Origin of the sequence: Paenibacillus sophorae (assembly GCF_018966525.1) — a bacterium.
In the GTDB taxonomy this organism is placed as follows: domain Bacteria; phylum Bacillota; class Bacilli; order Paenibacillales; family Paenibacillaceae; genus Paenibacillus_AQ; species Paenibacillus_AQ sophorae.
Genome location: NZ_CP076607.1, coordinates 3726174 through 3738556, shown reverse-complemented (window position 1 = coordinate 3738556; position 12383 = coordinate 3726174). Strand labels below are relative to the sequence as shown.

Here is a 12383-nt window from a genome sequence, read left to right as displayed (position 1 = left end):
AAAAAGGATGTTGCCTTATGTTTCCCGAATTACCGTTCAAATGGAGCAGAGGGAGCGGATCGAGGACTTCTTTCTCATATTAAGCGATCGTCTTCGCAATCCCAATTTGGATCAGGACCTGCATGAAGTTTTACGTAAAATAAGACTGTATCATAAATTTCTTCCCATGCCTGAGTCCAGAAAAGAACTTGAAGACTGTGCAAGCTTTGTGTCCCAAGTCCGTGGCATAAACATGCCGCCGGTATCGTTCGTGGCGGGTTCGGATGCAGTGGAGTGGGCGAGCTCAATGCTTGGCGGGACCTTTCGGTCAGCACCGATGGCAACTGGTGACCGACTTACCTAACGGATGCTGGTCGAGGCGTGAAGGTGCAGAGGCACCGGCGCTGTATTAGTTCAATGAACTGCTAAAAAGCTGCCGGGGCAACCGGCAGCTTTTTCGTTTTGTAGATGTAAAATCCTAGGCTTAGTAGCATATCGCAACCTGCCTTGACCATTTGTGCCAACGAGGGGGCTGTTTTAGCTCAATCGCATGACGTATGCTGGAAACTGGATGTCTCGATTTGAATCGTTATGTGCGAAATCCTAAACGTTTCTTCGATACGCTTGATAGCTGACTGCAGGATCTCTTGACTGTCAGCTTGCTCATCGACTACGAAATGGCAGGTTAGCGAATCATGCCCTGAGGTTATCGTCCAAATGTGAAGGTCATGCACATCTTTAACCCCTTGGATTTTCAACAGCGTTTGTTTCACTTTACCTGGGTCAATTGCGATCGGCGTTCCTTCCATTAATATATGAACTGTCCATCGTACGACGCCCCAGGCGCTTTTGAGAATAAGCAGAGCAACAATAACACTGATGATAGGGTCGGCCACGTACCAGGAGAATAGCAGCATCAATAGGCCGGCAATGATGGCACCCACTGAACCAATCGCATCGCTGAGGATATGGAGGTAGGCGCTGCGAATGTTAATGTTATCTTTCACATCCCCTTTGCGCATTAAGAACCAGGCGCTAAGCATATTGGCAATCAATCCAATGAAGGCGATCAGCATCATCGATCCGCTTTGCACCACGGGCGGTTCCAGGAAACGCTGGTATGCTTCCCGGATAATAAAGCCCGCAATGACAAACAAACTCACGCCGTTAAGCAGCGCAGCTAAAATCTCAAACCGAAGGAAACCGTATGACCTATTGGATGAGGCGGGTTTCGCTGCAAGCCACATTGCAAGCAGGCTCAACGCAAGTGCACCTGAATCACTTAACATATGGCCCGAATCAGATAACAGCGCCAAACTGCCGGTAAGAAGACCTCCAGAAAACTCCAGCAGCATGATACCGGTCGTAATAATAAATGCGATCATTAGTCCTGCTTTGTTGCCCGGGTCATGATGATGCCCGGGATCATGGGGATGATCATGAGTAGAATGATTATTTACGTTGTCATGATTTTGTTCATGATGTTGGTGAGCATGCTGTTGTTTTCCCATAACGAATTCCCCTTTGTGTAAACATATGAGCAATCATTCATATATAATATACGTTTACTTCCAGCAAAAAGGCAAGGTAATATTTGGATAGTAAAAAATAGGCGAGCACCATATCAGAGTTATACTTTTAAATTTTATCCGGGTCAAATAAAAATAGACTCCTCGTGAAAACTAATCGTACATTTTCACAAAAGCATTCTGCCGATGAAAATTATCAAGGATAAATGGCGGTTTTCTCTGCACGGGTCGTGTTATGTATCTTTGGAAGCAAAAGGACAAGAACATATACTTATTGGAATCCGCGCTGGGCGCGGCTTTTTTTGTGGGCACAAGTTCTTGTACTGAACAAAAGACAAGAATTTATGCCCCTTGCCAATGTGAGACAAGAATCAGCATGCTTCAAGGACTGAAAAAAAGGGGGGCATTTTACAGAAGTAGGTATTTAGGAAGGAATATGCTTTTTTCATGGTAAACTGAACCATTTCTTCTATTAATTCGTACTATATCATAGTTTACTATCAAAGGAGGTATTTCAATGAAGAAAAGGTTGGTTTGGTTATTAACGGCCGTAATTGCACTGACTCCGCTTGTCCCAACGGAGGCGATAGCGTCCAGCAGCAAAGTGGTCGATACTAATCAGGCACTGGAGAAGTTCGCTTCTGAAAAGGCGGCGCTGTTAACCAAAAATTACGGTACGGTCAGCGTCCAGTATGCATTGATTGATAACGGCGAGATTAAGGTGTCGGGACAGACGGGGGTGAACGATAAGGCAGGGAAAATCCCTCTGAGTAAGAATACCATGTATGGCATTGGATCGACGAGTAAAATGTTTACGGCCGCCGCTGTCATGAAATTGGTAGACGAAGGGAAGATCAATTTGGATACCCCTTTGGTGCAGTACATAACTGATTTCAAGATGAAGGACGAACGTTATAAGCAAATTACCCCGCGTATGCTGCTAAACCATTCTTCTGGCCTGCAAGGCACCAGTCTGAGAAATGCTTTTCTGTTCAATGATCAAGACACGTATGCGCACGATACGCTGCTGGAACAATTGTCTACCCAGAGCTTAAAAGCGGACCCGGGCGCCTTCTCCGTGTATTGCAATGACGGATTCACGCTGGCGGAGATTCTTGTTGAGAGAGTTAGCGGCACGGATTTTACCGCATTCATCCATCAATATTTTACCGGACCGCTAGAAATGGACCATACGAAGACACCGCAGGACGTACTGGAACCAGGCAAACTGGCCGCTCTTTATTATCCGCCTTTTGAGAAGCAGCTGCCGAATGAAACGGTTAATGCAATTGGAGCGGGCGGAATTTATTCCACCGCAGAAGATCTGGTACAATTCTCACAAATATTCACGGGACAGAAGGACGGTATTCTCTCGGACGAGGCGGTCCGTGCAATGGAGCAGGAGGAATACAAAAAAGGGCTGTGGCCCCAAGATGCCGACAACTCGATTGACTTTGGGCTTGGCTGGGACAGTGTAAGGTTGTTTCCGTTTAACGATTATGGAATGAAGGGTTTAAGTAAAGGCGGAGATACGATTTTGTATCATGCTTCCTTTGTTGTCCTTCCTGAGCAGAACATGGCTGCGGCAGTGCTGTCGTCGGGCGGCAGCAGCTCGTTGAACGAGATGCTGGCGAGTGAGCTGCTTCTTCAGGCAATAAAAGAGAAGGGCACGATCAAAGACATCAAACCCGGGAAATCATTTGGCACGCCGGTTAAAGCCAATATGTCCAATGATGTCATGAAGAACGCGGGCTATTATGGTACCCTCAACCAACTGGTTAAAATTGATATCAAAGATGGGATACTGTCCATATCGGTTCCGAGTATGCCTGGATATCCGGAGCAGAAGTTTGTGTATACATCGGAGGGGACTTTTGTTAACCAGGAGGGCAGCGCGAAGGTCAGTTTTGTAACTGAAAAAAATGGACGTACCTACCTCTGGCTCAGAGAATATGCGACCATTCCGGGTTTGGGACAACAGGCCATGTCTCAGTATTTAGCTGAGAAGCTCGAATCTAACTCAATATCCACAGAGACAGCTGAGGCATGGGCGAAGCGGGAAGGCAAAACCTATTACCCTGTAAGCGAGAAGTTCAGTTCGGTCATCTACATGATTATGCCGACGCTCAAGATCACCCGGGCGGACGATCTTCAGGGCTATTTAATGGATAAAAAAATTACAGGTCCGAATACGGCTGTGAGCCAGCATCAAATTCCTGCGATAGGAAGTCGGGATACAGCTGAATACCGTTTTTACACAAAAGACGGGATTGAGTACCTTGAAGCCGCTGGAAGCTTGTATGTCAGTGAGGATATCGTAAAGCCGCTATTTGCGGGGAAACATTCAGCGGTTACTGTGCAAGCCGATGGCAACGCCAGATGGTACAGAGTTCCCTCCGCCGCCGCCGGTAAGAAGATGACTGTCGCAACGCCAGCGAAAGGCGCTTATGCGGTGTATGACGCCCAGGGAAAATGCGTGAGCTACACCGTAATCAGCCGCAATAATAAAGTGGTTTTGCCTGCAAATGGAACGATTGTATTTGCAGGCGATGCCGGCACTGTATTCCGCATTACATTGGAGAAGTAGTTTGCTTACGGACTGATCATACTTTTGGAAAATAGAATAAATTTGGCTTAGAAAGCCGCCGTCCCCGAAATGGAATCGCTTTGTTTTGGGTAAACGGCGGTTTTTCTGTTATCGCGATTGGTCAGGCTATATCCCTCATAACGATTTGGTAACCAAAAAGAGTTTATTCCGTATAGATAAGAACATGATCCGATTTTACAAAAATAGAAGTAGAGGTATGAACCGTATGGTAATGAATCGTATGAATGAGGAATTTACAGATCATGCCGATACGTGGTATCGGCTGGCTGAGCAGAAGGCGGCTCAGTATTTTGCATCGCTATATGCGCAGGTTATGGAAAAGACTTATGTGCCCATCCTGACAAAAGATATTGAAGTCTGGAAACGGAACCATGTCCATCATCGTTCGTGGTTATCCTTTTTTTCACGGGGAAAGAGAAAACCTGATTCTCGGGATTATCATAGATATATTGGGTGGCTGAATTATACAGGTAAATTGGATGATTACTTGGATCGAAGCGTTTCTTATATTTACATGAGGGATCTGGGCAAAGCCCTTGATTCTCCTGACACACAGACCCGAATTCAGCATGTGGTTGCCGACATCAAAAAACACTTGATTCATTCCACCGCAGCAAAGCGGGGAGACCAGCCCGAGTATATGAGTTTGGCGGGGTTTTATCGGTGGGCTCAGAAAGAAGGCATAGAAACCGCCGCGATTTGGGTGATTGACAAACTTAAGAACGTCGCTACCCATATTCCGAAAGAAATGAACGCCGAGCAGTCTCAGCGCAAACTGATCAAGATCATAGTCGGGGTAGTTCTGCATGTGATAGAAGAGTTGGGCCCTGAAACTTCGCCTGCGGAACGTGCGCGGACACTGGATGAAGCCATTAGGCTTGGTTATTCCTATGGACTGACCTATCCTTTCATTGACGATCTGCTCGATTCTCAGGTCTTGACCGCTGGGGAGAAAGAACAATATTCCCGTATGATACGAACCGCGCTTCTCACAGGTGTTGTGCCGGAACCTAACGGTTGGGCCGGAAAAAACATGGATTTCATTCAATACGTCCATTCAGAGCTCCGGGATGCTTTTGAATATATTAAGGGAGTTCAGCGTCCGGAAACAGTGAGCACCTTTTTCGAGCAGTCCTATGTGTTTTTTCATTCCCAGGACATCGACCGCGCAAAAGACCTATCCAATGCAGATTACACCAACGAAGAGCTTTATTTACCCGTCATTTTAAAATCCTCTTCTTCCAGGTTGATTGTCCGTTCCGTAATTAGCGCTCGGATGGATGAAGGCTTTGATCATCGAACCTTCTATTACGGCATCTACAACCAGCTGGCTGATGATTTTGCGGATATGTTCGACGATATGAAGGGCGGTGCGGTAACACCCTACACCTATTATTTAAAATACCATAATCAGCGTTCGGATCTTATCAACCCCTATGAATTATACTGGGCGGTCATTTTCCATTTGATCCACAACGTATATCACTCCGATGCCAAGACCCGTGAGGTGATACTGGATCGTGCAATCAACGGTCTCAAACGCTGTAAAGAGCGCCTAGGCACTGAAACGTATAACGAAATCATGGGAATTTTTGCTTCCGGAGATTCGAAATTCCATCGCCTTATCCAAGAAATGGTTCGAAAAGCGGAGGATGTTGATTTTTTCGATAAACTGCTGCGGGATCAGATGAATACCCTTTTGAAAAACGATCAGAAGGAAAAAGAAGACTTTCAGGATACGATTAAAACGGTCCGCGATCAAATCAACAGCTTGTTGCCGATTCCCAAAAACAGCGGGACTCTTCCAATGAAAGAGCCGCTTATTGATGCCGCAAATTACAGTCTCGAAGGGGACGGGAAGAGGATACGGCCGATATTGACTTGGGTCATGGGCGTGAACGAATATGGACTCCATGCATCGGCCATCGCGCCTCTTCTGAGATCATTGGAATATATGCATACCGCATCCCTGATCTTCGATGATCTGCCATCACAGGATAATGCGTCTACCCGCAGAGGGCGTCCAACACTGCATGAGGTGCATAATAGCGCCACGGCTGAATTAACCGGTCTGTTTCTGATCCAGAAGGCGATCAAAGAACAAGCATCGCTTGAACAGTTTGACGCTAAGACCGTGCTTTCCTTGATGCAATATTCGGCCGAAAAGGCAGAAGATATGTGTATGGGACAGGCGATGGATTTACATTCCAAAGGAAAAGTATTGTCACTGGAGCAATTGAATATGATGTGTTTTTACAAAACCGGAGTTGCATTTGAAGCATGCCTAGTAATGCCTGCCATACTTGCTCAGGTTAAAGAGCCGGAAATCACGGCCTTGAAGAAATTCGCCTATCATGCGGGCATTGCTTTTCAGATTAAGGATGATTTGCTTGATTTGGAAGGCGATCTGCTCGTACTCGGCAAACCCACCCACAAGGATACCCAAAACAACAATTCGACTTTTGTATCCATCCTTGGTCAAGAAGGCGCCCGAAAAGAGATGTGGGAGCACTACTGCCTTGCAGAGGAAGCGTTGAGAGAGGTGCCTCGCAATACCGCTTTTCTGAAGCATTTGTTGGATTATTTGGTTAACCGGGACCGTTAATATGCTTAATTGTTGAGATTAAAAAATGGGTATGATAAGATACTTATAATTTATTGATTGGAGCTGAAAAGAATAATGTAGAATTTCTTGCTGATGATAAAAAAATAATAAAGCCATGTAGAAGCGGAAGTATTCGCTTGTTTTATTATTTTTATGCAAGAAGTTACTTATTCTTTTCACTCAAACAATATATCCTCATCTAACTCCGTCGCGGGTTGGATTTGCTGTATTTATTTGAGCTGCGAGAAAGTAACTTTCTTGCAGCTCATTTATTTTTCATACAGGAGGATAAATTCATGTCATTAATAAATGTTACAAATCTGACGTTCGCATATGATGGCAGCTACGATAACATATTTGAAAACGTAAGCTTCCAAATCGATACCGAATGGAAATTAGGATTTACGGGAAGAAACGGCAGAGGCAAGACGACATTTTTAAACTTGCTGCTCGGTAAATATGAATACAGCGGAAATATTTCGGCTAATGTCAGTTTTGAATATTTCCCTTTCCATGTCGAAAATAAGGAGAATAATACCCTTGATGTTATCAGCGACATTTTTCCGGACTATCTTCACTGGAAATTAATGCGTGAACTTTCACTGCTAAAGGTTTCTGAGGATGTGTTATATCGGCCCTTTGATTCTTTGTCGAGCGGAGAGCAAACGAAAGTGTTGTTGGCTGCATTATTTCTTAAAGAAAATAGTTTTCTGTTAATTGATGAACCCACCAATCATCTTGACATGAATGCAAGAAAACTCGTCAGTGATTATCTGGGTACCAAGAGCGGATTTATCCTGGTGTCTCACGACAGATCATTTCTTGATAACTGCGTAGATCACATACTTTCAATTAATAAGACCAATGTAGAAATTCAAAAAGGTAATTTTGCCGATTGGTGGGAAAATAAAAAGAGACAAGATAACTTTGAAATAGCAGAGAACGAGAAGCTAAGAAAGGATATAAAACGCTTGACGGATTCTGCAAAACGAACGAACCACTGGTCGCACGAAGTCGAAAAAACTAAAAACGGGACAAGAAATTCCGGCTCCAAGGTAGATAAAGGGTATATTGGTCACAAGGCTGCTAAATTGAAAGCTCTGAGGACTTAAAGATTTCACAACTTGCTTATCATAAAAGCCAACTTGCTGAACTTGAAGAGGTTTCGATTTATTACGGTGAGAAGATGGTTTGTCAAGATATAAGTTTTACGATTGAGCAAGGTGAGCGAATCGCGCTTTCAGGCAAAAACGGCTCCGGAAAATCCAGCCTTCTCAAGCTGATTTGCGGTGAGGATCTAAGCTATACGGGCACGTTCAGAAAGGGAAGCCAGCTTAAAATATCCTATGTCTCTCAGGATACCTCACATTTGCAGGGCAATTTAACGGATTACGCCAGTGCACACGGGATTGATGAAAGCCTGTTTAAATCTATTTTAAGAAAACTTGATTTTTCCAGAGTTCAATTTGAAAAGGATATTTCCGCTTTTAGCGGCGGCCAAAAGAAGAAGGTGTTGATTGCCAAAAGTCTTTGCGAGAAAGTTCATTTGCATATTTGGGATGAACCGCTTAATTTTATTGATATTATTTCCCGTATGCAAATTGAAGAGCTGCTACTTGATCATTCGCCAACCATTCTTTTTGTGGAGCATGACCGTGAATTTTGCACAAATATAGCTACAAAGGTGATTGAATTGTAACGGCATTCTGGGCTGATGGATTGCGTGTCACAGCGCCAAGTGTTATCTTGTTAAGACCATACTTGGCTAAGGAGGCGAATGATGTGATCAATAAAGATGAGTTAGACCGCTTTTATACCATTTCCGGCAAACGCAAGATGCTATCTCGGCAGTTCGAAGAGGCTCTTCCGAGGTTTTATTCGCATGTGGAGGCCAAGGAATGTCTGAAATCGCTGTTTGGCGAAGATTTGGTATACCTGGGATCGCAAGAAGACGAAGAGGACGATCAAGTCGTATATTGCTACACCATTGTCCATGACCGACCCGGTTGGGAAGAGGGTACGCGGAAGATGAAAGAGACAGGATATGCGAGCGGATCAGACTTCATTCATTCGTCCCAGGATATTCAGATTTATGAGAATGGACGGATTTGGATGGTTTATTAAAGCTGAAATTCGCCAAAGTTTCTCACAAGGCGCAACTATTGATCAGCTTTCGGAGCAATTCTTTCTTTCTAAAGTTAAAATAATTCATTATCGGTGCCAAAAGTCACATTGGATTCATTTCTGATGTGACTTTTTTTGTGTAGAGAATAATTCCTAAGTGCTCGTTGCATATTTTCAACTGGTTCATGTCGTTAGAATAATCTCCATCAGCATTTGTTTTTTCGTAATTAATTTCACATAGCATTAAGCGCGATGCTCGTGCCGAGCAACTTTCATACGGTTGCCGCAAATTTTCATTGAGCACCACTTGCGCTTTCCGGTGGTATCCATAAACAACCAAATACATCTTGGATTAGAGCATCTTTTAATAGTCTCCAGTTTACCGCTAACAAGAAGTTCTAATGCATCATAAGCAATAAGGGAGAGAAGTGCATTTGCAAAAGTTCCGGACGGAACCGGTAATAGCCTGTTCTCCTTAATCACAAAGGTGAGCGGTGCTTTACCCCTATAGCTTTCTAAGGTATGAACCCATTGCTCGTCTACTTGCAATCCGTCCGCAATGGCTTGAAACCCCTTTCGCAAAAAGCTCCTCAATTCTCTAAGGGCTGATACTTCCTCATGTGTATACTGGTTTCGTTGTGAAAATTGTTCGGTTAGGATGACTCGCTCAGTGAACATCAAATCAAGCCAATGTGATACTTGCTCATCATTTTCAAGCAGATCATACCTTTTTCCTCTTCGATTCTCTTCTGTATTAACCAAATTCAAAGAGATGGAATTAGAAATGAAATGATTTTTTTTAAGACCGGCCATTGAATGGAAACTCCTCCTAGGTTGATTACTAACTGTATTATACGTGATCAAAAGGTTAATTTAAAGGACATAAAAATAGACAACCTTTCATAATTTATCATTTGTGAGAAAGCAGCCTGATAGATCCATTCATAAACTAACCCTATAAATATTAGTTGACAGGTTAGTTTATTGAAGGCTATAATATGCCACATGGAAGATTCGTTGTAATAATATCTTCCGGTAATTACATATGAAAGTGGGGGGGATTACGGATTGAATGCGATCTTATCATTACCTCGGGTCAACCTGGGAGCATGGCCAACTCCCTTGCAGCCGGCCGATCAATTATCTTTAGAATTAGGATGTCCGTTATTTATCAAGAGAGAAGATATGACCGGTCTTGGAGGAGGGGGTAACAAAGCAAGAAAGCTTGAATTTCAATTAGGTCAGGCCAAGGAAGACGGAGCAACTCACATTATTTCAACCGGAGCCGTGCAATCCAATCATGCTCAACTAACTGCTGCTGCCGCCAGAAAGCTCGGACTACAGCCGCATTTGGTATTAAGCGGTCAGCCTGATATATACCCTCATGGTAATTTATACCTGGATCACTTGATGAATTCAGAACTCACCTTCGTTAGTCCGCCAGCCGGTCGTCCGCCTTTGGAGGTTATTAATGAAGTGATGGAGCAAGTTGCTGAGAACATCACACGTGAAGGCGGAAAACCGTGCATCATTCCCGAGGGAGGAACCGACGCACTAGGAACAGTAGGCTATATCTTGGCTGTTGAAGAATTAGTGCGGCAGCTTAGCTCGTATCCATTCGATTCAACGCGTATTCTTATTGTTGTTGCAACCGGAACTTGTGGGACGCATGCAGGATTAATCGCAGGGGCCAGTGTTATTCCCAATCAATTTGAAATTATGGGTGTAAGTGTAAGCGGCAATACAGAGATCAAAAAAGTGAAAACAGCCAGAATAGCTACAGAGACCTTGAAACTGGCCGGGTATGAGAAGACGATTGATGCAGGGCAAATTTGGATCGAAGATGGTTTTATTGGAAACGGTTACGCAGCGATTACCGAGGAATGCCGCAACGCTATTCATGTAGCAGCACGATGCGAAGGCATTTTCCTTGATCCTGTCTATACGGGGAAATCCATGGCGGCTTTGATTCACATGGGACAGACCGGACAACTATCCGCGTATGACGCAGTTGTTTTTTTACACACGGGGGGATTCCCATTGCTATTCAATTATGGCTCTGCGATTTTATAAATCATAAACTTAGGAGTGAGCACACATGCAAAAAGAAAATGTACATAACAATATCGGTTTGGAAGTGGGTAAAGATTTAAAGGTGATTGTAGAGGGATTGTTGGATGACGTATTTAAGATTATCAGAAATCTGCCGCCTGAGGCGCTCAATTGGACTCCAAATCAAATGAATAATAGTCCCTTTGTCTTGGTATACCACTTGTTGGGATCTGCCAGCTATTGGATAGGAGATGTCGTAGGGGGAATCCCTACGGACCGGAATCGGGCGAATGAATTCGGTGTTCAAGGGGATCATAAACAGTTAGAGGAATTGTTGGCAAATACGAAAAAAAGCTTGGCTCAAACGTTTGATAACTTGACCGAAAGCCAGTTGCTGCCTGCACCTATAGATTTAAGTCGTGGAGTACTATGTTGGGGAGAAGTCCCGCCGGAGGGACGTACATCGGTTTGGGTATTGGTACATGATCTTTGCCATATTGCTTACACACTCGGACAATTGGATCGAATTAATCGCCTTTGGGAAATTCATAATAACGATTAAAATCCATATAAAGTGGAAGTAGATCCAATTTGCCGAAAAAATACGTCTATCGAAATTGTAAGAAATAGTGCTGTCCCAAAATCTAAAAGACGATGTTAGCTGCACCTGATACTCTGTGTAAGCAACGGAATCACGATCTGCAGCTGTAGGCTGGTGGCAGCGCTTCGCCGACAACCGCTATACGGACTGTCAGGCATCGTTCGCTGCCCAGAAAATTCTGTACGCGATTTTCGGTCGTGATACCCGGCGGATTCTCGTAACCCACGAAGGTTATACCGGTTGGTGCCTCAATGACAGGCCAGCGATTATGAGCGGGTGTCCATGGATAGCGGTTGACGTTCGCATAGACGCGCATCGAGGTTTCGATGGCGTTGTTGACCCAGAAGATTGTTGCATGTGTTAGGATGTCGTCCTTGGAAAAGACATTTTCAATATCACCATTATTGTCGCTCCAGCTGGCCCATCGTTCCAAAATCCATGCGAACATTCCTACCGGCGAGTCGCTCAGTCCGTAGGCAAGTGTACCGGGATCAAGTACGTGTACAGCAAGATGTGACGCAAAACGGCGATCAAATTTTAAAATCTGTGCCCGAATTTCCTCTGGGATGCTATCGGGAAGAGCACGGCCTCCGGCCAGATCCCAAGCGCGATCCCCGTTGAACAAGCTCAGCTTTTGAGCAGACCCGATATGAGTGGCGTAGAGCTCGTCCCTGTATTTGTGTCCCCGTTGACCGGTCACGAGAGCACCTACATCGCATCCGGCTGCCGCGTATTTATCATAGCCGAGAATTATACTGAAAGACGTTCGGCCAAGAACATTCCAGTAAACGACCGGGGAAAGCCCGGCTCCTGCCATGAGTTAACGTGAAAGCCGCAAACGATTGTTTGCGGCTTTCACGTGGGGGAGTTATCGCTAGTGGCTGG

At 44.5% G+C, this 12383-nt stretch carries 9 protein-coding genes and 1 pseudogene; 7 read left to right on the top strand and 3 right to left on the bottom strand.

Annotation, left to right across the window (positions count from 1 at the left end; translation table 11 throughout):
* The first annotated feature begins 7 nt into the window (after nucleotides 1-7).
* Complete coding sequence (locus tag KP014_RS29405; RefSeq protein ID WP_139210525.1) at nucleotides 8-343, top strand: hypothetical protein; 336 nt, start codon at nucleotides 8-10, stop codon at nucleotides 341-343.
* Between the two features lie 178 nt (nucleotides 344-521).
* Here the strand turns inward: KP014_RS29405 and KP014_RS17675 are convergent, their stop codons facing one another.
* On the bottom strand, nucleotides 522-1490 hold the full coding sequence (locus tag KP014_RS17675; protein WP_036605250.1) for a cation diffusion facilitator family transporter: 969 nt from the start codon (nucleotides 1488-1490) through the stop codon (nucleotides 522-524).
* Nucleotides 1491-2025: 535 nt separating this feature from the next.
* Here KP014_RS17675 and KP014_RS17670 point away from each other — a divergent pair.
* From KP014_RS17670 to KP014_RS17655, 4 genes and pseudogenes are all read left to right on the top strand, one after another.
* On the top strand, nucleotides 2026-4095 hold the full coding sequence (locus tag KP014_RS17670) for a serine hydrolase domain-containing protein (protein WP_036605249.1): 2070 nt from the start codon (nucleotides 2026-2028) through the stop codon (nucleotides 4093-4095).
* Nucleotides 4096-4327: 232 nt separating this feature from the next.
* Entirely contained in the window at nucleotides 4328-6721 is a 2394-nt protein-coding gene (locus KP014_RS17665) for a polyprenyl synthetase family protein (protein WP_036605255.1), read from the top strand.
* A gap of 296 nt (nucleotides 6722-7017) precedes the next feature.
* Nucleotides 7018-8420 (top strand): annotated as a pseudogene (locus KP014_RS17660) (ATP-binding cassette domain-containing protein).
* Nucleotides 8421-8503: 83 nt separating this feature from the next.
* Nucleotides 8504-8845 (top strand): hypothetical protein, encoded by a 342-nt coding sequence (locus KP014_RS17655; RefSeq protein ID WP_036605247.1) that lies wholly within the window; start codon nucleotides 8504-8506, stop codon nucleotides 8843-8845.
* Nucleotides 8846-9088: 243 nt separating this feature from the next.
* On the opposite strand, the gene KP014_RS17650 is transcribed toward KP014_RS17655, so the two are convergent.
* The gene (locus KP014_RS17650) at nucleotides 9089-9658 is read right to left on the bottom strand and encodes a CGNR zinc finger domain-containing protein (RefSeq protein WP_036605245.1); all 570 of its coding nucleotides are present in this window, start codon (nucleotides 9656-9658) and stop codon (nucleotides 9089-9091) included.
* A gap of 255 nt (nucleotides 9659-9913) precedes the next feature.
* Between KP014_RS17650 and KP014_RS17645 the strand changes: the two genes are divergently transcribed.
* Nucleotides 9914-10918 carry a 1-aminocyclopropane-1-carboxylate deaminase/D-cysteine desulfhydrase gene (locus KP014_RS17645; protein WP_063619570.1) on the top strand — a complete coding sequence of 335 codons (1005 nt, stop codon included), beginning with the start codon at nucleotides 9914-9916 and terminating at the stop codon, nucleotides 10916-10918.
* A gap of 25 nt (nucleotides 10919-10943) precedes the next feature.
* On the top strand, nucleotides 10944-11459 hold the full coding sequence (locus tag KP014_RS17640) for a DinB family protein (RefSeq protein ID WP_036605243.1): 516 nt from the start codon (nucleotides 10944-10946) through the stop codon (nucleotides 11457-11459).
* Between the two features lie 130 nt (nucleotides 11460-11589).
* On the opposite strand, the gene KP014_RS17635 is transcribed toward KP014_RS17640, so the two are convergent.
* The gene (locus tag KP014_RS17635; RefSeq protein ID WP_246590534.1) at nucleotides 11590-12315 is read right to left on the bottom strand and encodes a hypothetical protein; all 726 of its coding nucleotides are present in this window, start codon (nucleotides 12313-12315) and stop codon (nucleotides 11590-11592) included.
* Nucleotides 12316-12383: the final 68 nt, after the last annotated feature.

Coding starts and splice junctions, on each gene's coding strand:
- KP014_RS29405 (WP_139210525.1), top strand. CDS start 8: ATGTTGCCTTATGTTTCCCGAATTACCGTTCAAATGGAGCAGAGGGAG.
- KP014_RS17675 (WP_036605250.1), bottom strand. CDS start 1,490: ATGGGAAAACAACAGCATGCTCACCAACATCATGAACAAAATCATGAC.
- KP014_RS17670 (WP_036605249.1), top strand. CDS start 2,026: ATGAAGAAAAGGTTGGTTTGGTTATTAACGGCCGTAATTGCACTGACT.
- KP014_RS17665 (WP_036605255.1), top strand. CDS start 4,328: ATGAATCGTATGAATGAGGAATTTACAGATCATGCCGATACGTGGTAT.
- KP014_RS17650 (WP_036605245.1), bottom strand. CDS start 9,658: ATGGCCGGTCTTAAAAAAAATCATTTCATTTCTAATTCCATCTCTTTG.
- KP014_RS17640 (WP_036605243.1), top strand. CDS start 10,944: ATGCAAAAAGAAAATGTACATAACAATATCGGTTTGGAAGTGGGTAAA.
- KP014_RS17635 (WP_246590534.1), bottom strand. CDS start 12,315: ATGGCAGGAGCCGGGCTTTCCCCGGTCGTTTACTGGAATGTTCTTGGC.